23 protein-coding genes, 4 tRNA genes and 1 pseudogene are annotated in these 24963 nt (G+C 58.6%); 20 read left to right on the top strand and 8 right to left on the bottom strand.

The window, feature by feature from the left end:
• Position 1: 1 nt before the first annotated feature.
• The 5 genes from KGB21_RS07220 to KGB21_RS07205 all read left to right on the top strand — a co-directional run bounded on the left by KGB21_RS07220 (position 2) and on the right by KGB21_RS07205 (position 3230).
• The gene (locus KGB21_RS07220) at positions 2-733 is read left to right on the top strand and encodes an adenosylcobinamide-GDP ribazoletransferase (protein WP_223504486.1); all 732 of its coding nucleotides are present in this window, start codon (positions 2-4) and stop codon (positions 731-733) included.
• A gap of 101 nt (positions 734-834) precedes the next feature.
• Positions 835-1239 carry a MarR family winged helix-turn-helix transcriptional regulator gene (locus KGB21_RS07215; protein WP_034146381.1) on the top strand — a complete coding sequence of 135 codons (405 nt, stop codon included), beginning with the start codon at positions 835-837 and terminating at the stop codon, positions 1237-1239.
• 52 nt (positions 1240-1291) lie between these two features.
• Entirely contained in the window at positions 1292-2500 is a 1209-nt protein-coding gene (locus KGB21_RS07210; protein ID WP_223504484.1) for an MFS transporter, read from the top strand.
• Positions 2497-2619: a hypothetical protein gene (locus KGB21_RS29380; protein ID WP_263386149.1), complete on the top strand. Its 123-nt coding sequence runs from the start codon at positions 2497-2499 to the stop codon at positions 2617-2619. The genes KGB21_RS07210 and KGB21_RS29380 overlap by 4 nt, the downstream gene beginning before the upstream one ends.
• A 56-nt stretch (positions 2620-2675) precedes the next feature.
• Positions 2676-3230, top strand: coding sequence for a glutathione peroxidase (locus KGB21_RS07205; protein WP_223504482.1), 555 nt, complete (start codon positions 2676-2678; stop codon positions 3228-3230).
• A gap of 216 nt (positions 3231-3446) precedes the next feature.
• On the opposite strand, the gene KGB21_RS07200 is transcribed toward KGB21_RS07205, so the two are convergent.
• The 3 genes from KGB21_RS07200 to KGB21_RS07190 form a co-directional block, all read right to left on the bottom strand.
• On the bottom strand, positions 3447-4709 hold the full coding sequence (locus tag KGB21_RS07200; protein ID WP_223504480.1) for an OmpP1/FadL family transporter: 1263 nt from the start codon (positions 4707-4709) through the stop codon (positions 3447-3449).
• A gap of 147 nt (positions 4710-4856) precedes the next feature.
• Positions 4857-5339, bottom strand: coding sequence for a hypothetical protein (locus KGB21_RS07195; RefSeq protein WP_034146385.1), 483 nt, complete (start codon positions 5337-5339; stop codon positions 4857-4859).
• A 273-nt stretch (positions 5340-5612) separates the two neighbouring features.
• Positions 5613-5837 carry a hypothetical protein gene (locus tag KGB21_RS07190; protein ID WP_007898912.1) on the bottom strand — a complete coding sequence of 75 codons (225 nt, stop codon included), beginning with the start codon at positions 5835-5837 and terminating at the stop codon, positions 5613-5615.
• 998 nt (positions 5838-6835) lie between these two features.
• Between KGB21_RS07190 and KGB21_RS07185 the strand changes: the two genes are divergently transcribed.
• Together KGB21_RS07185 and rmuC are read left to right on the top strand one after the other, a co-directional pair.
• Complete coding sequence (locus KGB21_RS07185; RefSeq protein WP_080757824.1) at positions 6836-7159, top strand: hypothetical protein; 324 nt, start codon at positions 6836-6838, stop codon at positions 7157-7159.
• A gap of 178 nt (positions 7160-7337) precedes the next feature.
• On the top strand, positions 7338-8699 hold the full coding sequence (gene rmuC, locus KGB21_RS07180; RefSeq protein WP_172668630.1) for a DNA recombination protein RmuC: 1362 nt from the start codon (positions 7338-7340) through the stop codon (positions 8697-8699).
• Between the two features lie 140 nt (positions 8700-8839).
• Here rmuC and KGB21_RS07175 read toward each other — a convergent pair whose 3' ends face one another.
• Positions 8840-12310 (bottom strand): hybrid sensor histidine kinase/response regulator, encoded by a 3471-nt coding sequence (locus tag KGB21_RS07175; protein WP_034146388.1) that lies wholly within the window; start codon positions 12308-12310, stop codon positions 8840-8842.
• A 225-nt stretch (positions 12311-12535) separates the two neighbouring features.
• Positions 12536-13072, bottom strand: a complete 537-nt coding sequence (locus KGB21_RS07170) for a TetR/AcrR family transcriptional regulator (protein ID WP_223504478.1) — start codon at positions 13070-13072, stop codon at positions 12536-12538.
• 151 nt (positions 13073-13223) lie between these two features.
• On the opposite strand from KGB21_RS07170, the gene KGB21_RS07165 reads away from it, so the two are divergent.
• The 3 genes from KGB21_RS07165 (at position 13224) to KGB21_RS07155 (ending at position 17638) form a co-directional block, all read left to right on the top strand.
• Entirely contained in the window at positions 13224-14411 is a 1188-nt protein-coding gene (locus KGB21_RS07165; RefSeq protein WP_034146390.1) for an MFS transporter, read from the top strand.
• Between the two features lie 105 nt (positions 14412-14516).
• Positions 14517-15668 carry a TDT family transporter gene (locus tag KGB21_RS07160; RefSeq protein WP_223504476.1) on the top strand — a complete coding sequence of 384 codons (1152 nt, stop codon included), beginning with the start codon at positions 14517-14519 and terminating at the stop codon, positions 15666-15668.
• A 95-nt stretch (positions 15669-15763) separates the two neighbouring features.
• The gene (locus tag KGB21_RS07155; RefSeq protein WP_223504475.1) at positions 15764-17638 is read left to right on the top strand and encodes an MFS transporter; all 1875 of its coding nucleotides are present in this window, start codon (positions 15764-15766) and stop codon (positions 17636-17638) included.
• Positions 17639-17764: 126 nt separating this feature from the next.
• Here the strand turns inward: KGB21_RS07155 and sugE are convergent, their stop codons facing one another.
• The 3 genes from sugE to rdgC all read right to left on the bottom strand — a co-directional run bounded on the left by sugE (position 17765) and on the right by rdgC (position 20282).
• On the bottom strand, positions 17765-18079 hold the full coding sequence (sugE, locus tag KGB21_RS07150) for a quaternary ammonium compound efflux SMR transporter SugE (RefSeq protein ID WP_034146393.1): 315 nt from the start codon (positions 18077-18079) through the stop codon (positions 17765-17767).
• Positions 18080-18197: 118 nt separating this feature from the next.
• Positions 18198-19163 carry a bile acid:sodium symporter family protein gene (locus tag KGB21_RS07145; protein ID WP_223504473.1) on the bottom strand — a complete coding sequence of 322 codons (966 nt, stop codon included), beginning with the start codon at positions 19161-19163 and terminating at the stop codon, positions 18198-18200.
• Positions 19164-19361: 198 nt separating this feature from the next.
• Positions 19362-20282: a recombination-associated protein RdgC gene (gene rdgC / locus KGB21_RS07140; RefSeq protein ID WP_008060875.1), complete on the bottom strand. Its 921-nt coding sequence runs from the start codon at positions 20280-20282 to the stop codon at positions 19362-19364.
• A 159-nt stretch (positions 20283-20441) separates the two neighbouring features.
• Between rdgC and KGB21_RS07135 the strand changes: the two genes are divergently transcribed.
• The 10 genes and pseudogenes from KGB21_RS07135 to KGB21_RS07090 all read left to right on the top strand — a co-directional run.
• A tRNA-Val gene (locus KGB21_RS07135) sits at positions 20442-20517 on the top strand.
• 19 nt (positions 20518-20536) lie between these two features.
• Positions 20537-20613: transfer RNA gene (locus tag KGB21_RS07130), tRNA-Asp, on the top strand.
• A gap of 198 nt (positions 20614-20811) precedes the next feature.
• A tRNA-Val gene (locus KGB21_RS07125) sits at positions 20812-20887 on the top strand.
• A gap of 19 nt (positions 20888-20906) precedes the next feature.
• Positions 20907-20983, top strand: a tRNA-Asp gene (locus KGB21_RS07120).
• Between the two features lie 348 nt (positions 20984-21331).
• Positions 21332-22045 (top strand): FKBP-type peptidyl-prolyl cis-trans isomerase, encoded by a 714-nt coding sequence (locus KGB21_RS07115; RefSeq protein ID WP_008060887.1) that lies wholly within the window; start codon positions 21332-21334, stop codon positions 22043-22045.
• 292 nt (positions 22046-22337) lie between these two features.
• Positions 22338-22793 (top strand): YkvA family protein, encoded by a 456-nt coding sequence (locus KGB21_RS07110; RefSeq protein WP_034146395.1) that lies wholly within the window; start codon positions 22338-22340, stop codon positions 22791-22793.
• 114 nt (positions 22794-22907) lie between these two features.
• A complete protein-coding gene (locus KGB21_RS07105; protein WP_223504471.1) occupies positions 22908-23249 on the top strand; it encodes a helix-turn-helix domain-containing protein in 342 nt (113 codons plus the stop codon).
• Positions 23246-23617: a hypothetical protein gene (locus tag KGB21_RS07100; RefSeq protein ID WP_003223109.1), complete on the top strand. Its 372-nt coding sequence runs from the start codon at positions 23246-23248 to the stop codon at positions 23615-23617. The genes KGB21_RS07105 and KGB21_RS07100 overlap by 4 nt, the downstream gene beginning before the upstream one ends.
• On the top strand, positions 23618-24022 hold the full coding sequence (locus KGB21_RS07095; protein ID WP_223504469.1) for a sel1 repeat family protein: 405 nt from the start codon (positions 23618-23620) through the stop codon (positions 24020-24022).
• A gap of 211 nt (positions 24023-24233) precedes the next feature.
• A pseudogene (locus KGB21_RS07090) lies at positions 24234-24963 on the top strand (type IV secretion protein Rhs); the annotation flags it as partial.

Genomic DNA, 24963 nt, shown 5'->3' with positions numbered 1-24963 from the left:
CATGTTGCCGTTCTGGATCGCCCTGCAATTCCTCAGCAGCCTGCCGGTTCGTCTGCCGGGCATGCCGACGCCGCAGGAGTCGGGGCGGTCGCTGCTGTTTTATCCGTTGGTGGGTTTGTTGTTCGGTGGGATTCTGTGGGTGCTGAACTGGCTGTTATTGGGCACGCCAGTGATGTTGCATGCAGCGCTGTTGTTGACGGTTTGGGTATTGCTCAGCGGCGGACTGCACCTGGATGGCCTGGCCGATAGCGCTGATGCATGGCTGGGCGGATTCGGTGATCGTGAACGCACGCTAACTATCATGAAAGATCCCCGTAGCGGGCCGATCGCGGTGGTTACGCTGGTGCTGGTGTTGCTGCTCAAGTTCGCGGCATTGCTTGCATTGATCGAACAGCAATACGCCGTGGCGCTGATTCTCGTGCCGTTAATCAGTCGCAGTGCGTTGCTGGGATTGTTCCTGACCACCCCCTATGTGCGTGCCGGAGGTTTGGGCCAGGCGCTGGCTGATCATCTGCCGCGATTGGCGGGTAGGCAGGTGTTGGCCGGTAGCGCGTTATTTTGCCTGTTGTTTGGCGGTGTTAGCGGCGTGTTGGCGTTGGTCGTGGCGACGGTAGTGTTTGTCTGGTTGCGGCAAGTCATGCTGCGTCGATTGGGTGGGACGACGGGTGATACGGCGGGAGCGTTGTTGGAATTGCTGGAGATGGCGGTGCTGGTGGGATTGGCATTGGTTTGAAAGATCGCGTGCCCTGTAGGCGGTGCCGAAGGCTGCGATCTTTTGATTTTTCTGCGATCCTGTAACTTGATTTAACACACTCGCGGGTATATACACGCATCATGCTCGACTCCCAATGTTTATGCATCAACCTGCGTCGCGCCGCCCGTGGCGTCAGCAGGCATTACGACGGCGCTCTCGATGGCTTCGGGATCAACGTTGCGCAGTATTCTTTGCTGTGCAATTTGCAGCGCCTGGATCAGCCGAGCATTTCCACCCTGGCCGAAGCCATGGGCCTGGATCGCAGCACTCTGGGACGCAATTTGCGCGTGCTGGAGGGCGAAGGGCTGGTGATGCTGGTTGAGGGCGAGGACATGCGCAATCGCATCGTCCGGCTGACGGAGGCCGGTGCCGAGCGCCTGAAAGCAGCCTTGCCGGCCTGGGAAGCGGCGCAACAGCGATTGGTTGATCGCCTGGGTGCCGAGAAGCGTGAAACGTTACTGAAGTTGCTGGACGAACTGGCCTGACGCCGGTTTGTTCGATCTTAAGCGGGTATATACCCGCGCCCGGAGAACAAGAATGACATCGATGTGGCGTACGTGCGGTTGGGTTTTGTTGGGGAGTGCGCTGATCCTTGCGTTGTCTCTGGGGGTGCGGCATGGCTTCGGGCTGTTCCTGGCGCCGATGAGTGCCGAGTTTGGCTGGGGCCGTGAAGTCTTTGCCTTCGCCATCGCTTTGCAAAACCTGATTTGGGGTCTGGCGCAACCATTCACCGGTGCGCTGGCCGACCGTTTTGGCGCGGCGAAAGTGGTGCTGATCGGTGGCGTCCTGTACGCCCTGGGCCTGGTGTTCATGGGCTTGTCCGATTCGGCAGTGACCCTGTCCTTGAGTGCCGGTCTGTTGATCGGCATCGGTCTTTCCGGTACGTCGTTTTCGGTGATCCTCGGCGTAGTCGGACGCGCAGTGCCGCCGGAGAAACGCAGCATGGGCATGGGCATTGCCAGCGCCGCCGGTTCGTTTGGCCAGTTCGCCATGCTGCCTGGCACGCTCGGGTTGATCGGCTGGCTCGGTTGGTCAGCGGCATTGCTGGCGCTTGGCATGCTGGTGGCGCTGATCGTGCCGCTGGTGAGCATGCTCAAGGACAAACCGTTGCCGGTGCTCGGCCATGAGCAAACCCTGTCCGAAGCCCTGCGCGAGGCCTGCTCCCATTCGGGGTTCTGGTTGTTGGCGTTCGGTTTTTTTGTCTGCGGTTTCCAGGTGGTGTTCATCGGCGTGCATTTACCGGCGTACCTGGTCGATCAACATCTCCCAGCGACGGTGGGGACGACGGTGCTGGCGCTGATCGGTTTGTTCAATATCTTCGGGACGTACACCGCTGGTTGGCTCGGCGGACGCATGTCCAAGCCTCGTCTGCTTACCGGGCTTTACCTACTGCGGGCGGTAGTGATCGGGCTGTTCCTGTGGGCGCCGGTGACGACGACTTCGGCGTACCTGTTCGGCATGGCGATGGGCTTCCTGTGGTTGTCGACGGTGCCTTTGACCAACGGCACGGTGGCGACCTTGTTTGGTGTACGAAATCTGTCCATGCTCGGTGGGATTGTTTTCCTGTTCCACCAGCTCGGCTCGTTCCTTGGCGGCTGGTTGGGCGGGGTGGTGTATGACCGAACCGGGAGCTATGACTTGATCTGGCAGGTTGCGATTCTGTTGAGTCTGATGGCTGCCGCCTTGAACTGGCCGGTGCGTGAAACCCCGGTAGCCCGCCTGCAAAGCCAAATGAGCGCGATATGAACAGTCTCTGGCCGCGAATCACCATTTTGGCCCTCTGTGCCTTGCTCCTGGCGCTGGCGTGGTGGGGGTGGCATCAGGGCGGGTTGGCGCTGATGCAGTTGGGCATGGGTGCTTGCTAGTGGGTTGTGAGGGCGAGTAACTTCGATTTCACACGATGACCCAAGGAAGTTCCGACATGCTGATGCGCTGGCTGGCAGTTCCCGCGTTACTTTTAGCGTTTACCGGATTGGCTCAAGCGGCGGAGTGCCCGGCGCTGTTGCAAGGCTCGTTACCCAAGTTGCGCGCTAACGAGTCCATCGACTTGTGCCAGCGCTTCGCCGGCAAGCCGTTGGTGGTGGTCAATACCGCCAGTTTCTGTGGATTTGCTCCGCAATTCAAAAGCCTTGAAGCGCTGAACCAGCGTTTCAAGGATCAGGGGCTGGAGGTGATCGGTGTGCCGTCCAACGACTTCAAGCAGGAGTCCAAGGATGGTGCAGAGACGGCCAAGGTTTGCTACGTGAACTATGGCGTGACGTTTACCATGACCGAGCCGCAGATAGTCCGCGGCGATGATGCGACTCATCTGTTCAAGGTCCTCGCTGATCAGTCCAGCGCGCCGAAGTGGAATTTCTACAAGTATGTGGTCGATCGGCAGGGCAAGGTGATCGCCAGTTTTTCCAGCCTGACCAAGCCTGATGATCCGGATTTCATTGCGGCAGTAGAGAAAGCCTTGGCTTCACCGCCGCTTTAGACACCCTGATAACGCAATACCTGTAGGAGCCGGCTTGCTGGCGATGGAAACTCCCCGTTTAACCAGGCCATGCGCGTCATCGTTAACGACCATCGCCAGCAAGCCGGCTCCTACAAATCGCATTTAAGTCGAAAATGAAAAAGCCCCGCCTCTGTACAAGAGAGCGGGGCTTTTTGTTGATTCAGGTGGCGAGGGGTTCAGGCTCGCCATGAATCATCAGAAGCGGTAGGTCGCACCAACACCGAAGCCATTCGCCCAGTTTTCATACTTGGCGCTGTAGTTCTGACGGCCATTGTTGTCGTTGACCTTGACCGACTCCTCGCGCAGATACGAGTACGCCAGGTCGATGGTCAGGTCGTCGGTCGGGCTCCAACCGGCGCCCAGGCTGAAAATCGTGCGATCGCCAGTCGGAATACGTGGGGAGCGGTTTTCGTTGTTGGTTGGCGACTGGTCAACCGACAGACCGGTACGCAGGACCCACTGCTTGTTCAACTGGTACGAAGCACCGATGGCGTGAGCCCAGGTGTCATGCCAGTTCTGTTCTTCAGTGATGGTGCCGAACGCTGGGGCCAAAGGAGCAGGCACGCCACTGTTCTCGACGGAGATTTCTTTCAGGCGGCTCCAGCGAGTCCAGGTGCTGCCTGCGTAGAGGGTCCACTGGTCGTCCAGCTGATGAGTGACCGAAAAGTCCACGGACTCAGGGGTGGTAATGTCCAGCGAAGCATCAAACTTCTGTTGACCCAGTGGGCCGAGCGGGGCGTAGCTGAGCTTGGTGTCACCGTCGAGCTTGTACTTCACTTTCGAGTGATAGGTCAGGCCGACGCGAGTGGAGTCGGTGGCTTGAACCAGAATACCGATGTTGTAGCCGAGTGCAGTGTCGTCACCCTTGATTTTGACTTCACCGTCCGGTGCGGCTGGGTTCGGGCTCAGCGACAGGTTCGATTCCAGCTTGCCGTCGATACGGTTGATGGTCGGGCCGAAACCGATCGACACCTTGTCGTTGAAGGCATAGCTGACGGTTGGCTGCAGGGTGATGATTTGAACTTCGCTCTTGCTGCCGAAGTAACGGCCGGCAAAGCCGTTCTCGTAGTCGGTCACCAGGCCGAATGGAGCGTAGACGCCGAAACCGACCGCCCACTGGTCATCGATTGGCTTGACGTAGTAGCCCATCGGCACGCCCATGAAAGGGACCATGTCACCTTTGTTGGTGCCGCCATTGCGGGCGCTGGCATCGCTGATGTCGGTGTGTGCGTCGATAAATGCAACACCGCCGGTGACTTGTTCGCGCTTGAGGCGAGACATGCCGGCAGGGTTGCCAACTAGGGTGGATGCGTCGTCGGCAGAAGAAGATCGCCCGGCAAAACCTGTCCCCATCCCGCTGATGCTTTGTTCGTTGAGGGCAAAGCCACTTGCGAAGATCTGGGTGGATGCCATGGCAACGGCGAGGCTAATGGTGGTTTTGAGCATTACTTTTTTCATTATTAGAACTCCTGGTGATCACCGGGGCGAAAATTACCAACATTTTCGTCCCAGCGCCATAGGCTGTATCGCTTGATTTAGAGCGGTTTTGTAGGACAATCCGACCGAATTCGCAGCGTGTTGTGCGATCTTTGGATCCAGATGCGGTTAGCAGGCAACCTGATTCAGCGGTGAAACACAAGTTTGCCAGGCGCAGGTAAAGTCCCTGAGGCGTCCTTGAGGATGGAAGGTCTGGCGCCAGATGCGGGCCATTCCCAACAGGTCGTCTGCTTCGGGCAGGGGAGTGTTCTGTTCTTCGACCAGCAGCCAGGCGATGGCTGTGGCGTAACGCAGGTTAACGGTCAATTCAAGGTGCGGGCCGCTGAGAAACGCGTGCTGGCTGGCCAGGCCACGGACCAGGCTTGCGCGTTCGGGGTCGAGTGCCAGGTAGTGATCCCAGAGCGCCTGGTGGCGGGGTTCGGCAATTCGGTAAAGGCCGTGACCACGGCGGTCGTGGAGGGCGGAACCAAGGGCTGACTGACTGGCGGCGATGCCCAGCAGCAGGGATTCGGCAGTTGCGCTATGGCGTCCCAGGTAAATCAATGTCGGACGGATCACATAACGACACAGTTCGCTGGCAGCGATACCCATAAAACCCTCGAAAACTGAAATGGGCGGCGAAACCTGAAAGGCCTTGGCAGCGGTGGATCGACTCAGGCTCGCCGGAAGCGGATCAAGCCGCTTGAGTTGAAGTGTAGTGTCATATTCGTACCGTAAAGGTCTGTTTTTAAAATATTTGTGGCGAGCAGTTATAACCGTTATATCGCTTTGTACTTAGCCGATGTCTTGCCCATCTGAAACTTCAGGCAATAAAAAGCCCCGCTTTTTGAGCGGGGCTTTTGATGTTTCAGCGTTTCTGGCGTCTCAGGCAACCAGTGCCTGACGGGTACGCTCGATCACTGCCTGCAGCGGTTCGGCGCTGGAGTATTGATCGGGGTACAGGCGTTCGCTGTGACGAGCGATGCCGTGTTCGTTGACCAGGGTGAAGCTGAAGCAGCCTTTGCGAGCGGCCATGATCAGGCAGTTCATTGGTGCAAAAGCATTGGTTAGGGTGCGGATGGCATCCTGGGTGTGGATTTGAGTAGACATAGTCATTGGGTGTTCCTACAAGCGACACGGATAAGAACCGTGCAAAATTAAAACGTTCCAGTGACGACGACCACCGTTGGTCGAACGAAGAACCCGACTGGAACAAAGCAGCCAGTTGAAGCGCTTTAAATTGGCGCGCTTGGGCTGGCAGGTAGGTACTTAGGAGGGCAGGCAACACATCAAGGGCAAAGGTTCTGGGCCCGGGGTGAAGATCCTGATCAATTTGCAGGCTGGTTCGGTCAGAGTAAGTGAGCCTGGCAACACCCTTTGCTTTCGATTCAAAGGCTGTGTTGGCACAAGATTTACCTGGAAACCATCGAGGTGGTCGATCCCGCTTGTTCGGTGGAGGCTTCCTTTGGGAAGGCTGTCCGGGGGGATTTGTTCGACCAGAATTGACTTTCAGCTTGGTACTAACGCCGCGGATAGTAACGGATTGAATGGGCGAAGGGAAGTGTGTTAGCAAAAAAGAGTGCCGGTGTGGCATTCACTTGTCCCCGCATGAGCGCTAATCGAACGTTAGTCGCCTGCAGATACGCGTCTTTATTGCACATAATCCGACCGGTGGTCGTGATAATCCACTCCTTCGCGAACCGCCTGGATCACGGGTTTGCCAAGGTTTATCCCCAGGTCAGGTAGCAAAGTGCGCCGAAAAAGCGCATCGATATAACCGTCTCAGAGGTAGTTGTGCACATATGTTGCGCAGCCTGTCACCTCACTGTCATCTAGCTTTCAAGTGCAGTGGGTGCCTGTAACCAAAATTTAAGTCAATGAAAAACATCGCTTTTTTTTACTGGTGAAAAAATCGTCAGTTTGACTGCAGGCCCCATTCCACAGGGCTTTGCGCGAGTTCAAGGACGGTTGTCCACTGAGTTATCCACAGCTTCTGTGGATTGTCCCGAGCGCTTGCTCTAGCACGGGCGTGCCGGGATTTTTTCGGCTTTACCTGTAAGAAAAAAAGAGTAGAGTGGCGCGCCTTCCGATCTGCCCCACAGTGCTTTATGAAGTTTCGTTCACCATCAGATTCCAACACCGCTAAACCTTCCCCTGTTGCGTCGCCCAAGCGCTTTTCGATGCGCGTGGCGGAGTGGCTGCTGGACAGCCCGCGTCTGGGCGAAAACCCGAACGTCAAACACATCGCCGGACGTCTGCTCAAGCAACCGGCCCGCGAAGGCGTCGTGGCTGCGCAAAGCCGTCTCGGCCAATTGATGTGTCGGGAATGCGGGAATGCCCGGGATCGCCGGATCGGCCAGGATCTTTTGCGTCAGGCCGCGCGGGCAGGGGATCGGCGCGCGCAACAGGAACTGGGTCTGATCGAAGACTGAGCTGTCCAAGACCTGACGCCTTGGTTAACCTTCAAGCATTATTTCAATAGCAGGAATGGCTATGGCTATGGACTTGACCAGCGCATTGCTCGGTCTGGCGGGCGCTGCTCTGCCGTTACTGGTATTGGCCTGGCAACTCCAGCGCCGGGCGAGCTCGGCGCAGGCAGAGGTCGCACTCATGGAAGAGCGTCTGGCCACAGCGAATATGGCTCAGGATGGGGTCAATGCCCAGCTCGAAGCCTGTCGCGATGAAGTCGCTGATCTGGCCATGGCGAACGCCGCCAAACAAGCCGATCTGGCCGCTCTGCGCCGTGAAGTCGAGTTGCTGCAAATCGAGCGTGACGATGCTCGGGACGCCGCCCACGCCTGGAATATCGAGCGCGCCGGTAAAGAGGCCGAGCTGCGGCGCCTGGACGCCCAGGCTGCTTCGCTCAACGCTGAGTTGCGTGAGCAGCAGGAAAGCCATCAGCAGCGCCTCAATGACTTGCAAGGCTCTCGAGATGAACTGCGCGCGCAGTTTGCCGAGCTGGCAGGGAAGATCTTCGATGAACGTGAGCAGCGATTTGCCGAAACTAGTCAGCAGCGATTGGGGCAATTGCTCGATCCGTTGAAAGAACGTATCCAGTCTTTTGAAAAACGCGTCGAGGAAAGCTATCAGGCCGAGGCCCGGGAACGTTTCTCCCTGGCCAAGGAGCTGGAGCGTTTGCAACAACTCAATTTGCGCCTGAGCGACGAAGCCACCAACCTGACCCGCGCCTTGAAAGGGCAGAAAACCCAGGGCAACTGGGGCGAATTGATCCTCGAGCGCGTGCTCGAACATGCCGGGCTGGAGAAGGGTCGCGAGTACCAGACCCAGGTCAATCTCAAGGGCCCGGACGGCGAGCGATTCCAGCCGGACGTGATCATCTATTTGCCGGGCGACAAGCAGGTGGTGGTCGACTCCAAGGTCAGTCTCACGGCCTATCAGCAATACGTGGCGGCCGAAGACGAGGCCATCGGCCAAATCGCCATCAAGCAGCACGTGCTGTCCCTGCGCAATCACGTCAAAGGCTTGGCCGGCAAGGATTACAAACGTCTCGACGGCTTGCACAGCCTCGATTTTGTGCTGCTTTTCGTACCGATCGAAGCGGCATTTTCCGCCGCGTTGCAGGCTGAGCCGACGCTGTTTCAAGAGGCGTTCGATCGCAACATCGTGATCGTCAGCCCGACGACATTGCTGGCCACTCTGCGCGTCATCGACAGCCTGTGGAAACAGGAGCGCCAGAGCCAGAACGCCCGGGAAATCGCTGAAAGGGCCGGGTGGCTGTACGACAAGTTCGTGTTGTTCATTCAGGATCTGGATGAAGTCGGCAATCGCTTGCAGCAACTGGACAAGGCCTACAGCTCGGCGCGCAACAAGCTGACAGAAGGGCGTGGCAACCTTGTCAGTCGCAGCGAACAACTGAAGTTGCTGGGCGCGCGGGCGAGCAAAAGCCTGCCGGCGGATTTGCTGGAACGGGCGATGACTGATGTGGATGGGTTGGTGGAGTTGCCGGAGTAAATCGCTGGCGCGCCGATGATATTTGTGGCGAGGGAGCTTGCTCCCGCTGGGTCGCGAAGCGGCCCCAAGAGAGGGACTGCTGCGCAGTCCAGCGGGAGCAAGCTCCCTCGCCACAGGGTTGCGCTGGCTCAACGATGTCGCTACAACGGCAAATGCCGACTCAACAACGCCCGCAACGCCGCCGGTTTCACGGGTTTGGCCAGGTAATCCAGTCCCGCCGCATGCACCTGGGCCATTGTTTCCGGTCGTCCATCGGCGCTGATCACTACGCCGGGTACTGGCTCGCCCAACCGGGTTCGCAACCAGGCCATCAGCTCGGTTCCGGTTTCGCCGTTATCGAGGTGGTAATCCACCAGCGCCAATTGCGGCCGCACCCCATCGCTCAGCAGCGCTGCGCATTCGTCGCGATTACGCGCAGTCCAGACCTGGCAACCCCAGCGGGTCAACAAGCTGTTCATGCCAATCAGAATGCTGTCTTCGTTGTCGATGCACAGCACCTGTGCGCCGCTGAGCAATTTGCCGTTGAGTTCGGCAGCCTTGGCCGGCAACGCGGATTGCGCGCGGGCCAGCGGAACGCTGACGCTAAACACGCTGCCGCGTCCTGGCCACGAGCGTACGCGCAACGTATGCCCCAGCACGCGGCACAAGCCGTCGGCGATCGCCAGGCCCAGTCCGAGTCCCTTTTCGGCACGGGTCTGGTGACTGTCCAGGCGTTTGAATTCCTCGAAAATCACCTGCTGCTTATCCACCGGAATACCCGGTCCCCGGTCCCAGACCTCCAGGCACAGTTCACCTCGACGCCTGCGAACCCCGAGCAGCACCGGCCCTTTGGCGTAGCGAAAGGCGTTGGTGAGGAAATTCTGCAAAATCCGGCGCAACAGTTTTATGTCACTGTCGACCCGCAATTTGCTGCCCCTGACGCGAAACTTCAAACCCTGATCCCGCGCCAGTGCCTTGAATTCTGCACCGAGCGTGTCGAACAACTCGTTGAGTGCGAACGGCTTGGGATCCGGATTGATCTTGCCGTTTTCCAGGCGGGAGATATCGAGCAAATCGCTGATCAAGTCTTCGGCCGAACGCAGTGAACTGTCCAGGTGCTGGACCAGTTTCTGCGCTTCGGCGGACAAGCCGTCGTCCTGATGATTTAGCGCCGCAGAGAACAATCGCGCGGCGTTCAACGGTTGCATCAAGTCATGGCTGACGGCCGCCAGAAAACGGGTTTTCGACTGGTTCGCCGCCTCGGCGGTGCCCTTGGCTTCGGTCAGCGCCATGTTGAGTTGCGACAGTTCGTGGGTGCGCTCGGCAACCCGTTGTTCCAGGCCTTCATTGGCCTCGGTCAGTGCCTGCGCGGCTTCGCGGAACGGGGTGATGTCGGTGAAACTCATGACGAAGCCGCCGCCGGGCATCGGGTTGCCGATCAGTTCGATCACCCGGCCATTGGGGAACATCCGCTCGGAAGTATGCGCACGGCCCTGACGCATCCAGTGCAGGCGCCGGGCAACATGCACTTCGGCTTCGCCGGGGCCACACAATCCGCGCTCGGCGTTGTAGCGAATGATGTCGGCAATGGGGCGGCCGATGCTGATCAAACCGTCCGGGTAGTTGAACAGCTCAAGATAGCGACGGTTCCAGGCCACCAGTTTCAGCGACTGGTCGACCACGCTGATGCCCTGGGTGATGTTTTCGATTGCGCCTTGCAGCAACGCCCGGTTGAATTGCAGGACTTCCGAGGCTTCGTCGGCGATCCGCACGACGTCCTCCAGCTGCATCTCCCGACCTTCGATGGCGGCTTTCACTACCGCGCGCGTCGATGAGGCGCCGAGCACACCGGCCAGCAAGCGCTCGGTGTGGGCGATCCATTCGCCGTCGGCATTCTGGTTCGGGTTGAAGCCTTTGCCCTGGCGGTAGGCAAACCGGATGAAGCTCTGGCGGGCGCGTTCCTCACCCACAAAGCGAGCGGCCAGTTGCAGCAAATCCTCGATCTGCACCGCCAGCATCGAGCGTGCGCTCGGGCGGGCGCTGATCTCCTGGCCGATGAAACGACCGGCCTGCCAGTGTTCCGATACCCGCGTGCGCGATAGCACCGAAACCCAGGCGAACAATGTGAAGTTGCCGGCAAGGGACAGCACCACGCCTTGGGTCAGCGGGGTGATCGGCAGGTTCAGCGGGTTGCTGTGCAGCCAGGCCAGGCCCGGGAAACTGTTCAAAGACATTCCCAGGCTGTGGGCGGCAATCGGTAGAACCAGGGTGTAGAACCACAGGAATGTCCCGGCAGCGAGGCCGGCGAATACGCCTCGGCGGTTGGCCTGTTTCCAGTACAGCGCGCCGAGCATGGCCGGTGCCAGCTGTGTCACCGCAGCGAATGCGATCTGGCCAATGGTCGCCAGGCTCGCAGTCGAGCCCAGTAACCGATAACTGACGTAGGCCAGCAGCAGAATGACCACGATGGTCACGCGGCGCACCGACAACATCCATTGGCGGAACACTTCGAACGGACGCTCGGCGTTGTTGCGGCGCAGCAGCCACGGCAGCAGCATGTCGTTGGAAACCATGGTCGACAACGCCACGCTGGCCACGATCACCATGCCGGTGGCCGCCGAAGCACCGCCGATAAACGCCAGCAGCGCCAACGCCGGATGAGCCTGGGCCAGCGGCAGGCTGATGACGAAGGAGTCCGGCAGCACCGAACTCGGCAGTAGCATCTGACCCGCCAGCGCAATCGGTACGACGAACAATGCCGCCAAGGCAAGGTAGGCCGGGAACACCCATTTCGCCAGGCGCAAATCCTGCGGGTCGATGTTCTCGACAACGGTCACGTGGAACTGTCGCGGCAGGCAAATGATCGCCATCATCGCCACCCCGGTCTGCACCACCATCGACGGCCAGTTGATGGTTTCCTTCCAGTATTCTTCGAGGCGCGGGGCGAGCATCGCCTGATCGAACAGGTCGTCGAACCCGTCGTAGAGCCCGAACGTCACGTACGCGCCGACCGCCAAAAACGCGAACAGCTTGACCAGCGATTCGAACGCAATCGCCAGCACCATGCCGCGGTGGTGTTCGGTTGCATCGAGGTTGCGCGTACCGAAGACGATGGTGAACAGTGCCAGCACCAGCGATACGATCAGTGCGGTGTCCTGCGCGCGAACGCCCATGGCATCGGCACCGGCGCCGATCAGCAGGTTCACGCCGAGGACGATGCCCTTGAGTTGCAAGGCAATGTAGGGCAACACGCCGACCAGGCAGATTAGCGCCACCACCACCGCCAGCGATTGGGATTTGCCGTACCGTGCGGCAATGAAGTCGGCAATCGAGGTGATGTTTTCCTGTTTGCTGATCATCACCATTTTTTGCAGCACCCACGGTGCACCGATCAACAGCAGGATCGGCCCGAGGTAAATCGGCAGGAACGACCAAAGCTGTTCGGCCGCCTGACCCACCGCGCCGAAGAACGTCCAACTGGTGCAGTAGACCGCCAGCGAAAGGCTATATACCCAGGCGCGCACCCGCGGCGGCAATGGCGCGCTGCGGCGGTCACCGTAGAAGGCGATGGCGAACATGATGGCCATATAGGCCAGGGCGACGGCGGCGATCAGCCCGCTGGACAGCGACATGGGAACTCCCGGAAAACAAAGACTCCCGGGCCTCCCGCCCGGACCAACAGTCTCGCACGATGGCCGGGGTTAGTCAGTGTCGACCAAGGTCGTGGGGTGGTGGGGTGTCGCAGGTAGCAGCTCTTTGAATCTCGGGTGTCTGTTCGGGCCTCATCGCGAGCAGGCTCGCTCCTACATTCGACCGTGTTCATTCAGAAAAAACGCGATCCCTTGTAGGAGCAAGCTTCATTGACCCAACGCAATCCCGATCAACCGGTGCAACTCCTCCACGTCCAGAGGCGCCTCGGAAAACAGGATTCGAAACACGATCGGCGCAGCCACCATATTGATCAGCCGATCGACACTCGGTTTGGGCTCATCCGGGTAACGATCCAGGATCGTCTGCAACTGCCCGCCAATGATCGTCGCGCAATAGCTTGGCTTGAGGCTCGATTGCACGTCGCGCAGCATGTTGCGACCGGGGGCGGAGCTCATCTCGTCCAGATATTGTTCCGCCCAGGCCCGCACATCGCCCTGAAGGCTGCCGGTGTTGGCTGATTCGGTTTCCGGTTGCAGGCGGGCGAGGGCGACGTCGGCCAGCAACGCCGACAAATCGCCCCAGCGCCGATAAATCGTCGAGGGCGTGACGCCCGCGCGCGCGGCAATTTGCGGCACGGTGACGGTAGCGCGGTCCTGCTCTTCGAGCAGTTCGCGCACGGCGGTGTGAATCGATTCCTGCACCCGGGCGCTGCGGCCGCCGGGACGTAAAGTGGGAGCTGTCATCCTGTATTTCCTGTTTCGCGCCGGGGTTTGTGGTGGCACAGCCCCGGTCGTTAAAGCCACGTATCGGACCTTAACACAAAGAATTTGCTTTAAGCGCACGTCAGTAGCACACTCCGCAAAAGCAAATAATTAGCTTTTGCGGAGTGTGCTCATGTCCAGTTCTTCAAACCGTGCCAGCCTGTGGTTTCTGGCGATCACCTTACTCAGCTTTCTGGCGGCTTCTACCGCGCCGACGCCTTTGTATCACTTGTATCAAGAGCAGTTGCAGTTCTCGGCCGCCGTGTTGACTCTGATTTTCGGCGTTTACGCGTTGAGTCTGCTGGCCGCGCTGCTGACGGTTGGGTCGCTCTCGGATTACCTGGGACGTAAACCGGTGATTTTCACCGCGGTGGTGCTGAATATCCTGGCGATGCTGTTGTTCATTTACGCCGACAGTGTCGCCTGGCTGATCGCTGCCCGTGTGCTGCAAGGCTTTGCCACTGGCATGGCCACCGCTGTTTTGAGTGCCGCGCTGCTGGACACCGACCGCCAGCACGGGCCGCTGATCAACAGTGTTGCACCGTTGCTCGGCATGGCCCTGGGCGGGATGGGCTGCGGATTGTTGGCTGAGTTTGCACCGGCGCCGTTGCATTTGACCTTTTGGCTGTTACTGGCGCTTTTTGCGGTGCAGGCCGTGTATGTCTGGCGTTTACCGGAGAGTGTCTCGCCGCAGGCCGGTGCTTTGGCGTCGCTGCGTCCGACCCTGCATGTGCCGGTCCAGGCGCGCGCCACCTTGTGGCGGGTTTTGCCGCTCAACACTGCGACTTGGGCGCTCGGCGGTTTCTTCGCGTCGCTGGCGCCGTCGTTGGTGCGCACGGCTACCGGCTCGACTTCGAACCTGATCGGTGGGGCGACGGTAGCCGCATTGACGCTCACCGGTGCCTTGATGATTTTCACCCTTCGTAATCGGCCAGCCACCCGAGCGTTGCAATTGGGCGCCAGTTTGCTACCGACGGGTGTCATCTTGATTCTACTGGGCGTGCACAGCGCCAGTTTGGCCCTGTTTTTCCTGGGAACGCTGGTCGCCGGGTGTGGCTTCGGCGCCGGGTTCCTCGGTGCCGTGCGCAGCCTGGTCCCGCTGGCCTTGCCCCATGAACGTGCCGGGCTGATGTCGGCATTTTATGTGCTGAGTTATCTGGCGTTTTGCCTGCCATCGTTACTGGCCGGCAACCTCTCCCGGACCTTCGGCCTGGTCGCAACCACCGATGGTTACGGCGCGGTGTTGATCATCCTGTCGCTGAGTGCGTTGTTTGGCTTGATGCGCCCACGGGCGGTCAGTGCGTGCAGCGAGATCAGGTGATGTTTATTCGTAAAACCGATAACAGTTAGAGATATTACCCGTTATATAGATATTCGATCGGGGTCTAACATGGACTCCTACCTCACCAGAGGACAGGAGTTCACCATGACATGCCCCAACACCATCAAGCCCGGTATCAAGCCGTTCAGCCATTTGCAGCACCCGCGCGAGGTCATCCGCCAGTTCACGCCTAACTGGTTCGCCGCCACCATGGGCACCGGAGTGCTGGCGTTGGCGCTGGCTCAATTGCCCGTCGCCAATCCTGTGCTGCGCGGGATTGCCGAAGCGCTTTGGCTATTCAATATCTTTCTATTCCTGCTGTTCACGGTGCTGTACGCGGCGCGGTGGGCGATGTTTTTCGACGAGGCACGACGGATTTTCGGCCACTCCACGGTTTCGATGTTCTTCGGCACGATCCCCATGGGCCTGGCGACCATCATCAACGGTTTTCTGCTGTTCGGCCTGCCGCGTTGGGGCGAGGGTGTGATTCAACTGGCCGAGGTGTTGTGGTGGCTGGATGTGGCGATGTCGCTGGCGTGCGGCGTGCTGATTCCCTACATGATGTTTACCCGTCAGGAACACAGCATCGACCAAATGACGGCTGTTTGGCTGTTGCCGGTGGTGGCGGCGGAAGTGGCGGCCGCCAGCGGTGGCCTGCTGGCGCCGCATCTCGCCGATGCCCATTCGCAACTGGTGGTGCTGGTGACCAGCTACGTGCTCTGGGCATTTTCCCTACCGGTGGCGTTCAGCATTCTGACAATTCTGTTGCTGCGCATGGCGCTGCATAAACTGCCCCATGAAAACATGGCCGCTTCGAGCTGGTTGGCGCTTGGCCCGATTGGTACTGGGGCGCTGGGCATGTTGCTGTTGGGCGCCGATGCGCCAGCGATTTTCGCCACCAATGGTTTATCGGGTGTTGGTGAAATTGCAGCGGGACTAGGATTGGTCGCCGGGATCACGCTATGGGGCTTTGGCCTGTGGTGGATGCTGATGGCGGTGTTGATCACGCTGCGTTATCTGCGCGCCGGCATACCTTTCAATCTTGGCTGGTGGGGTTTTACCTTCCCGTTGGGTGTCTACTCGCTGGCAACGTTGAAACTGGCCAGCACCTTGCACCTCACATTTTTCAATGTCTTCGGCTGCGTGCTGGTGAGTTTGCTGGCCGTAATGTGGCTGATCGTCGGCAAACGTACCGTGCTGGGCGCCTGGCGCGGCGAGCTGTTTGTCTCGCCGTGCATTGCAGGATTAAAGAAATAAGCGGTAAAGATTAGGTAAGGTGTGGCCTGGATCGACGTGCGACATTCCAATCGCTGTATCCACGCCACTCACTGCCTAAATCAGGGACATGGAAGATGAGTCACCCCTCACAGTTCACCTTGCTTCGCACCCGGCGCTTCTTGCCGTTCTTCGTGACACAGTCACTCGGAGCCTTCAACGACAACATCTTCAAGCAGTCGTTGATCCTCGCCATTTTGTACAAGCTGACCATCGACGGTGACCGTTCGATCTGGGTCAACCTCTGCGCGCTGCTGTTTATCCTGCCGTTCTTTCTGTTCTCGGCGCTGGCCGGGCAGTTCGGCGAAAAATTCGCCAAGGACGCGCTGATTCGTCTGATCAAGCTCGGGGAAATCGCCATCATGGCGGTCGGCGCGGTCGGTTTCATGTTCGATCACCTGTCTCTGATGTTGGTGGCGTTGTTCGCCATGGGCACGCACTCGGCGCTGTTCGGACCGGTGAAATACTCGATCCTGCCCCAGGCCCTGCGCGAAGATGAGCTGGTGGGTGGCAACGGATTGGTGGAGATGGGGACTTTCCTGGCGATTCTGGCCGGGACCATCGGCGCCGGGATCATGATGTCGTCCAGTCACTACGCGCCCATCGTTTCCACGGCGATTATCGGAATTGCGGTGCTGGGTTACCTGGCCAGTCGCAGCATTCCGCGGGCCGCGGCGTCCTCGCCGGACATGCGTCTGAACTGGAATATTTTCAGCCAATCGTGGGCCACATTGAAGCTGGGCTTGGGACAAACCCCGGCGGTGTCGCGCTCGATTGTCGGCAACTCATGGTTCTGGTTTGTCGGGGCGATTTATCTGACGCAGATCCCGGCATACGCCAAGGAATGGATGCACGGCGACGAGACCGTGGTAACGCTGATTCTGACGGTGTTCTCGGTCGGCATCGCCGTGGGCTCTATGCTGTGCGAGAAGCTCTCCGGGCGCAAAGTCGAAATCGGCCTGGTGCCGTTTGGCTCGTTCGGCCTGACGGTGTTTGGCTTGTTGCTGTGGTGGCATTCCGGCGGTATTCCAAGCAGTGTCGAGGGCCATGGCTGGATCGAAATTCTCGGCTTTGGCCACACCTGGATGGTGTTGATCGACATCCTCGGTCTGGGCGTTTTTGGTGGTTTCTATATCGTGCCGCTGTACGCGCTGATCCAGTCGCGCACCGCCGAGAACGAACGGGCGCGGGTGATTGCCGCCAACAATATTCTCAACGCGCTGTTCATGGTGGTCTCGGCGATTGTCTCGATCATCCTGCTAAGCTTCGCCAAGCTGTCGATTCCGCAGTTGTTCCTGGTGGTGTCGCTGCTGAACATCGGCGTCAACGCCTACATTTTCAAGATCGTCCCGGAATTCACCATGCGTTTCATGATCTGGCTGCTCAGCCATTCCATGTACCGCGTGGAGCATCGCAACCTGGAATCGATCCCCGACGAAGGCGCGGCGTTGTTGGTGTGCAATCACGTGTCGTTCGTCGATGCCTTGCTGATTGGCGGTGCGGTGCGTCGGCCGATTCGCTTCGTGATGTACTACAAAATCTACAACCTGCCGGTGCTGAACTTTATCTTTCGCACGGCCGGGACGATTCCGATAGCGGGACGTCACGAAGACATTCAGATCTACGAAAGGGCCTTCACGCGTATTGCGCAGTATCTGAAGGACGGTGAGCTGGTGTGCATTTTCCCTGAAGGAAAATTGACGGCTGATGGCGAGATCAACGAGTTCAAGGGCGGACTGACGCGGATACTCGAAGAGACGCCGGTACCGGTGATTCCGCTGGCGTTGCAGGGGTTGTGGGGGAGTTTCTTCAGCCGCGATCCGGGCAAGGGGCTGTTTCGCCGGTTGTGGTCGCGGGTGACGTTGGTGGCGGGAGCGGCGGTGGCGGTTGAGGTGGCGGAGCCGGGCAAGTTGCAGGTGTTGGTGGGGGATTTGCGCGGTTCAGTTAGATAGTCGTTGTTTGTGCCGGCCTCATCGCGAGCAGGCTCGCTCCTACATTGGAAATGTGTTGTGTCACAAATAGCCAACACACCATCAATCCACTGTAGGAGCGAGCCTGCTCGCGATAGCGGTAGTCGCCTAAGTGCTGACTTTCAGGCCAACGAGCCCGGCAATAATCAACGCCACACTCGCCAGTCGAACCAGCGCCATGGACTCACCGAACAAAATAATCCCGGCGATCACCGTGCCCACGGCACCCACACCGGTCCAGATCGCATAGGCCGTGCCCAGCGGCAATTCCTTCATGGCAAGGCCCAGCAAGCCGAGGCTGATGGCCATGGCAGCAACTGTCAAAGCAGTCGGGAGAGGGCGGCTGAAACCGTCGGTGTACTTCAGGCCGACGGCCCAGCCGACTTCGAACAGGCCGGCGAAAAACAGAATGATCCAGGACATCAAAGACCTCATCGATTGACGGGGTCGTCCCCAGATTAATGACTCGATTGAGCCGCGAGGTCGTCCTCGCGTTGCGCAATAGAGTGCCCAGCATTAACCCGGGGATCAAGTTTTTGGATTACTCAGTAGCTTGCTGACCCGCGATTTTCCGGTCTTCTTTCTCGCTCATGCGGCGGAAATACGTCGAGAGCAGCGCCCCGGAAATGTTGTGCCAAACGCTGAACAACGCACTCGGTACCGCCGCAAGTGGCGAGAAATGTGCGCTGGCCAGGGCGGCGCCCAACCCGGAGTTCTGCATGCCGACTTCCAGCGCCAGCGACTTGCGCTGGGCCAAAGGCAGCTTGAACAGGCGCCCGGTGAAGTAACCCAGCAAATAGCCGAAGCTGTTGTGCAGCATGACCACGGCCATAATCAGCAAGCCGGACTCGGCAATCTTCGCCTGGCTGGCGGCAACCACCGCCGTGACGATGATCACGATGCTGACCACCGACACCAGCGGCAACACATCCACCGCGTGACGAACCCGATCACCGAGCAGACGCTGGGCAACTACACCAAGCACGATCGGCAGCAGCACCACTTGCAGGATCGACCAGAACAACTCCATGAACGACACCGGCAGCCAGGCCGAAGCCAGCAGCCAGATCAGCGCCGGGGTCAGCAGCGGGGCGAGGAGGGTGGTGACGGCGGCGATGGCCACCGACAACGCCAGGTCGCCGCGTGCCAGCCAGGTCATCACGTTCGACGAGGTGCCGCTTGGGCAGCAACCGACCAGGATCACGCCGACGGCGATTTCTGGCGGCAAATGGAATGCCTGGCAGAGCAGCCACGCCACACCGGGCATGATCACGAAATGTGCAACCACACCGAGGGCTACGCGCCATGGATGGCGAGCGACTTCGGCAAAGTCTTCAAGCTTGAGCGTCAGGCCCATGCCGAACATCACCAGCCCCAACAGCGGCACGATCGCGCCTTTCAGGCCGATGAACCACGCCGGTTGCAGGAACGCCACGACGGCGAAAATCAGTACCCAGTAAGCGAAAGTGTTGCCGACAAAACGACTCAATGCAGCCAGTGCGCGCATGGCCTGATCCTTATTATGTGTGAAAGCGTTAGGGAGCTAAGCATACGCTGCTTGCAAAAAAAGATCGCAGCCTGCGGCAGCTCCTACAGGAATCAGGTCTATCCGCATTATTTGCGATCAACCGAATCAATGTAGGAGCTGCCGAAGGCTGCGATCTTTTAAGCCGGCGCCACCATTAATGCTTGGCGCCGATAGCAATCAGATCCCCTGCGGAGTCTCTTCCCCACCCAACGCCTCAACCAGCGCCGGCAGGAAGTCACCGAAGGTCAGCATCATCAAGGTGAAGCTGGCATCCAGTTGGCCAAGGGCTTCGTCGCCGCCGTCCTGTTCTGCCTGGTCTTGCAACAAATCTTCGAATTTCAGGCGCTTGACCACCATCTTGTCGTCAAGCACGAAGGACAGCTTGTCCTGCCACGCCAGCGACAGCTGAGTGACCACTTTGCCAGTGCTCAAATGCAGCTGGATTTCTTCGCTGGTCAGGTCTTGGCGCTTGCAGCGCACAATGCCGCCGTCTTCGTGGGTGTCTCGCAGTTCGCACTCGTCCAGTACAAAGAAATCGTCCGCCGCTTTCTGAGTGGTGACCCATTCGGTCATGGTCGCGGTCGGGGACATCTTTACGGTCAGCGGGCGTACAGGCAGGGTGCCGATCACTTCACGCAGGGTGGACAACAGGTCTTCGGCACGTTTCGGGCTGGCCGAGTTGACTAGGATCAAGCCTTGTTTAGGCGCGATGGCGGCGAAGGTAGACGAACGACGGATAAAGGCGCGAGGCAGGAACGCCTGGATAATTTCATCCTTGATCTGGTCGCGTTCCTTCTTATAGACCTTGCGCATTTGCTCGGCTTCGATCTCTTCGACCTTTTCCTTCACCGCGTCACGCACGACGCTACCCGGCAGGATGCGTTCTTCCTTGCGTGCGCTGATCAGCAGGAAGTCACCGCTGACGTGTACCAGCGGCGCATCTTCGCCCTTGCCGAAAGGCGCAACGAAACCGTAGGTGGTCAACTCCTGGCTTGCACATGGGCGCGCCAGTTTGGTGGCCAGTGCAGTTTCCAACGCCTCGGCATCAACAGGCAGATCTTGGGTCAGGCGATAGATAAGCAGGTTTTTGAACCACATGGGGTGAGTCTCTCCTTTATACAAAGGCGGGCATTATTGTCCTCCGTGTGCCATAGGCCAACCCTTCTCTAAGCCTTTGGAAGGCCTGAAAAAATTATTTAAAAAAGTGCTTGCCAGAGATGGGGTCGCTCCGTAGAATGCGCGCCACACCGAAGCGAAGGGTGATTAGCTCAGCTGGGAGAGCGTCTGCCTTACAAGCAGAATGTCGGCGGTTCGATCCCGTCATCACCCACCATTCGTTTCAAGTGTTACGCGCAGCGGTAGTTCAGTCGGTTAGAATACCGGCCTGTCACGCCGGGGGTCGCGGGTTCGAGTCCCGTCCGCTGCGCCATATTCGGTAACCTGGAACACTGAACGCCAGGTCACCACTGAAAAACCCGCTAAAGCGGGTTTTTTTCTGTCTCAAGTTTGTACGTTGTACCCGCGGGTTGTGTCGTTTCACTGGTTTTCGGATTTATTTGAAAAAAACTTCAATTAAATCAACATTTTATGAAAACTTGTGGCATAATGCGTCCCGTAACGAAGCGAAGGGTGATTAGCTCAGCTGGGAGAGCGTCTGCCTTACAAGCAGAATGTCGGCGGTTCGATCCCGTCATCACCCACCATTCGTTTCAAGCGTTTCGCGCAGCGGTAGTTCAGTCGGTTAGAATACCGGCCTGTCACGCCGGGGGTCGCGGGTTCGAGTCCCGTCCGCTGCGCCATATTCGGTAACTTGGAACACTGAACGCCAGGTCACCACAGAAAGCCCGCTATATGCGGGCTTTTTGCTGTCTGGGATTTGGCCAGGCCTGGAAAAAGCGATCTTCTGATCGCTTTTTTTGTTTCTAGTATTCAAGGGTAGTAGCGCTTACGCCAGAGTTTTGGGGTAGGAGGTTGCCTTGATAAGACTCAGATGACAGAAGTTTCATCGTCTACACTCCGAAAAGCGTTTAAACACCTGAACTTATCCAAAATCTCTGGCTCTCATGCCGGTAGCCATTGGTCGTGGCCGCCTGATAAGCTCGCGGCTTTACTCGATTGCCCTTTAGGCGCATGAACAAGGAAATAGCATGAAACAGCATCGGTTGGCGGCGGCGGTGGCCCTGGTAAGCCTGGTACTCGCGGGTTGCGACTCGCAAACCAGCGTAGAGCTGAAAACCCCGGCGCAAAAAGCTTCCTACGGCATTGGCCTGAACATGGGCAAGAGCCTGGCTCAGGAAGGCATGGATGACCTGGATTCCAAAGCTGTAGCCCAAGGCATCGAAGATGCCGTCGGCAAAAAAGAACAGAAGCTCAAAGACGAAGAGTTGGTTGAAGCCTTCGCCGCACTGCAAAAGCGTGCCGAAGAGCGCATGGCCAAGATGAGCGAAGAGTCGGCAGCCGCCGGCAAGAAATTCCTCGAAGAAAACGCCAAGAAGGCTGGCGTAGTGACCACCGCTTCCGGTCTGCAGTACGAAGTGGAAAAGAAAGCCGACGGCGCTCAACCTAAACCGACTGACGTAGTGACCGTTCACTACACCGGCAAGCTGACCAACGGCACCGTGTTCGATAGCTCCGTCGAGCGCGGCAGCCCGATCGATCTGCCGGTAAGCGGTGTGATCCCGGGTTGGGTCGAAGGTCTGCAACTGATGCACGTTGGCGAGAAGTACAAGCTGTACATTCCAAGCGAACTGGCTTACGGCGCGCAAAGCCCAAGCCCGGCGATTCCGGCCAACTCGGTGCTGGTATTCGACCTGGAACTGCTGGCAATCAAGGATCCAGCAAAAGAAGACGCCGCGAAGTAATCAGCGTCTGCTCTAAAAACAACGCCTCGCTTATGCGGGGCGTTGTTGCATCTGGTGTCCGACGCGGGTAAACAAAGCGAACCGATGCTGTAGTCTGGAGTCAGAGCCAGTGTAGGACCGCGGCTAACCGCGCGGACGCGCCAAGTCAATGAAATATTGGGTTTTTTTAGATGAGTAAAAAACGCCCGATCTGAGTTAAACCCTTGTGCTGCGGGGCTTTCAGCGATGAAAAGCAGCTCTGTTCACAAGGTTATCCACAATTTGTGTGGATAACATTTACGTGGGAGGAATCATGAAGGCACCGTGGAGTTTTGCTCGTTTCCTGCCTTTGGCCGGTCGCCTGATCGCACGTGGACGCTTGCCGACCTTGCTGTTCGCAGTGGCCAGTAAAGGTGCCATGCAAGGCAACCGACTGGGCAAACTCAAGGATGATCTGCGCCTGTTGCAGGCGCTCTGCCTAGCTTACTGGCGTGGCGAGTACCGCGCGATCAGCCCTAAAGCACTGGTATCCGTCGTGGCAGGCCTGATGTATTTCCTCAGTCCGGTGGATGCGATTCCGGATTTCCTGCCGATGTTCGGCATGCTCGATGACATCGCCGTGCTGGCCTGGTTGATGAAAGTGCTCGACGACGAACTCAGCGCCTTCCGTGCCTGGCGCAAACGTCAGGTGCCAGAGAAGCTCGCCGTGGTTGAACGCCTGCCCGATACCCCGGCACAACTTCATCTTCAGGGACCGAAAAAACGTTGAGCCAAATCAGTCTCAACAACAGATAGATACCCCCCGCGACCTTGGCCGCTGTTAGGATTACACTTCTAGGGAAAAGTGCCGACTCGCTAAGTGTTGTTGTCCTACGGGGTAGTCATGGATATTCAGATAATTACACGCGAAGGCGAGCCCGAATATGCGGTTCTGCCATGGGCTCAGTATCAGGCTCTACTGAAAGCAGCAGGCATCATCGAAGCACCGTCGCGCCAGGCCCCAGCGCCGCTCGCGACCACCCAGGACCCGATTCTTCCAGGTCTTGATCAACTACGCAGTTTGCGCGAAGGGAAGGGCATCGCCATCGAGGCGCTGGCCCGCACGGTAGGCATCAGCCCGTCTTATCTGGCCATGATCGAAAGTGGCGAGCGTCAGCCCGACGCCGCGATTCGCCGAAGCCTGGCCTGGGAACTGACGGTGCCAGGGTGGAGGGACGAATCGTGAGCGTACGCATCAGTCGTCAACATTGGGACGGATTGCTCGGCGAACTGGATCAGGCGCGCCGACAGCGCCATCTCCTGACTTATCGTGCGTTGTTGGAGCGACTGCAACTTCCTACGCCCGCGATGCAAACGTTGACTGCCGCGCTTGAGCACCTGGCGGCGCTGGACGCCAAAGCGGAACAACCGCTGCGCAGTTCACTGGTGATCAGCCAGGGTGCCAGTCGCCTGCCACGCACCGGTTTCTTCGAATGTGTCGAGCGTCTCGGGCGATTCTCCGGGCCTTCCGACGGTGTCGCCGCCGCGTCCTGGCATGCCTCGGAGGTGGTGCGAGTATTTGAATACGAGTATCCCGAGTCGGCGGAGGCCTGAGTGTTTTTTCGACTCAAGGCGCAGGCCGGTTACTGGCTGGCGCGTAGGCTTTTTCACTGGCAATGGTTTGTGCGCCAACCCAGAGGCTGGAGCTGGCTCGAAGGTCAGTTCGCCCGCATGGTAAACCTTGGCGATGTCGGCGCCCAGAGCTTCTATGGCCACATCCTGACGTTTCGCGGTGTCGGTCTGGGGGCTCGCGAAGAGGGTGTTCGCTTGCTGCGTCTGGCAGCCTTGGCCGGTGATGGCAAAGCGGCCTATCAATTGGGTGTGATCAGCCTGGCAGGAACGGCAAGCAAGGCGCCAGACCCGGCTGAAGCGGCGCGGTTCTGGAGCATTGCGGCGAAGGCCGGGCATCCATTGGCGCCAATCAAGCTGCAAGAATTGGCCTCCCGCAGTTCTGAATAGACACTGATTTTTCTGACAGACCAGCGCGGCGTAGGGGGAAACTTCTACGCCGCGCTTTGGTTTTAGCGAATCGCCCTACATCAACATCATCTTTGCCTGACTTCTTTCCTCGCGGATCCCCCGCAAAGTCCCTCGCGCCTAATTTCCTGTGCGAGGGATTGCTCATGTTCGACCCGGTCTTTCACGTGGCTGCTGATCTTTCGGTGGGCTGATGGATCACATCGCCCGCATTGAGCAGGAGCTCGACAGCTTTCCGGACACCCTGACGCTTTACCGCCAACAGCTCAAACGCTGGTTCAGCCAGGCTGCCGACAAGGTCAGCCGCGCCACGGACATGCCTTCGCTGATGGGCATGGAGCGGGTGATCACGTTGGGCACCACCCGCACCGTTGTCAGCAGCGGTGATGACGACTTTATCTCCACGGTAGCGCAGTGTTCGCAAGGCGGGATTCTGCAGATCGAGAGCAAGTTCGAGTCGGTGTATGACGTTCCACTGGGGAACATTCAGGTTGATGTGATTGCGCTGGAGGGTGGCGGGTCGACGCCGGTCACCCTTGATGAAAACGGTAAGGGAGAGTTCAGGGGCGAGGCGGGCAAGTTCTACCGTGTGCGGGTGCAGAGCGAGGTATCGCCGAAGCAAATTGATGAGCTATTCCAATCTTACGATGGGCTGAGTCAGTCGCTGGAAAAGTGGCTGCGCAGTGAGTGGCAACCGTTCAAGCCGCAGTGGTCGCAGTCGACTTCCATCGCGGTGGGCAACGGCATGTTGGCGGGCAGTTGGGCGGCGATCGAGGGGGTGTGGGACGGGATCAACCTGATTTCGGACATTCTGAAGAATCCCGGTGAGTTTGTTGATCGATTGGGCAGCAGTGCGGATCAGCTGATCGAGCTGGCGAAAAAATCGCCGGATGTGATGAGCAAGATTCAACTGCTGGCCAGTG

Source organism: Pseudomonas sp. GL-RE-29, assembly GCF_019947275.1.
GTDB lineage: Bacteria > Pseudomonadota > Gammaproteobacteria > Pseudomonadales > Pseudomonadaceae > Aquipseudomonas > Aquipseudomonas fluorescens_A.
Note: the sequence above shows the minus strand (reverse complement) of the source record. Positions and strands in the feature narration are given on the sequence as shown.

Coding starts and splice junctions, on each gene's coding strand:
- KGB21_RS07220 (WP_223504486.1), top strand. CDS start 2: ATGTTGCCGTTCTGGATCGCCCTGCAATTCCTCAGCAGCCTGCCGGTT.
- KGB21_RS07215 (WP_034146381.1), top strand. CDS start 835: ATGCTCGACTCCCAATGTTTATGCATCAACCTGCGTCGCGCCGCCCGT.
- KGB21_RS07210 (WP_223504484.1), top strand. CDS start 1,292: ATGACATCGATGTGGCGTACGTGCGGTTGGGTTTTGTTGGGGAGTGCG.
- KGB21_RS29380 (WP_263386149.1), top strand. CDS start 2,497: ATGAACAGTCTCTGGCCGCGAATCACCATTTTGGCCCTCTGTGCCTTG.
- KGB21_RS07205 (WP_223504482.1), top strand. CDS start 2,676: ATGCTGATGCGCTGGCTGGCAGTTCCCGCGTTACTTTTAGCGTTTACC.
- KGB21_RS07200 (WP_223504480.1), bottom strand. CDS start 4,709: ATGAAAAAAGTAATGCTCAAAACCACCATTAGCCTCGCCGTTGCCATG.
- KGB21_RS07195 (WP_034146385.1), bottom strand. CDS start 5,339: ATGGGTATCGCTGCCAGCGAACTGTGTCGTTATGTGATCCGTCCGACA.
- KGB21_RS07190 (WP_007898912.1), bottom strand. CDS start 5,837: ATGTCTACTCAAATCCACACCCAGGATGCCATCCGCACCCTAACCAAT.
- KGB21_RS07185 (WP_080757824.1), top strand. CDS start 6,836: ATGAAGTTTCGTTCACCATCAGATTCCAACACCGCTAAACCTTCCCCT.
- rmuC (WP_172668630.1), top strand. CDS start 7,338: ATGGAAGAGCGTCTGGCCACAGCGAATATGGCTCAGGATGGGGTCAAT.
- KGB21_RS07175 (WP_034146388.1), bottom strand. CDS start 12,310: ATGTCGCTGTCCAGCGGGCTGATCGCCGCCGTCGCCCTGGCCTATATG.
- KGB21_RS07170 (WP_223504478.1), bottom strand. CDS start 13,072: ATGACAGCTCCCACTTTACGTCCCGGCGGCCGCAGCGCCCGGGTGCAG.
- KGB21_RS07165 (WP_034146390.1), top strand. CDS start 13,224: ATGTCCAGTTCTTCAAACCGTGCCAGCCTGTGGTTTCTGGCGATCACC.
- KGB21_RS07160 (WP_223504476.1), top strand. CDS start 14,517: ATGACATGCCCCAACACCATCAAGCCCGGTATCAAGCCGTTCAGCCAT.
- KGB21_RS07155 (WP_223504475.1), top strand. CDS start 15,764: ATGAGTCACCCCTCACAGTTCACCTTGCTTCGCACCCGGCGCTTCTTG.
- sugE (WP_034146393.1), bottom strand. CDS start 18,079: ATGTCCTGGATCATTCTGTTTTTCGCCGGCCTGTTCGAAGTCGGCTGG.
- KGB21_RS07145 (WP_223504473.1), bottom strand. CDS start 19,163: ATGCGCGCACTGGCTGCATTGAGTCGTTTTGTCGGCAACACTTTCGCT.
- rdgC (WP_008060875.1), bottom strand. CDS start 20,282: ATGTGGTTCAAAAACCTGCTTATCTATCGCCTGACCCAAGATCTGCCT.
- KGB21_RS07115 (WP_008060887.1), top strand. CDS start 21,332: ATGAAACAGCATCGGTTGGCGGCGGCGGTGGCCCTGGTAAGCCTGGTA.
- KGB21_RS07110 (WP_034146395.1), top strand. CDS start 22,338: ATGAAGGCACCGTGGAGTTTTGCTCGTTTCCTGCCTTTGGCCGGTCGC.
- KGB21_RS07105 (WP_223504471.1), top strand. CDS start 22,908: ATGGATATTCAGATAATTACACGCGAAGGCGAGCCCGAATATGCGGTT.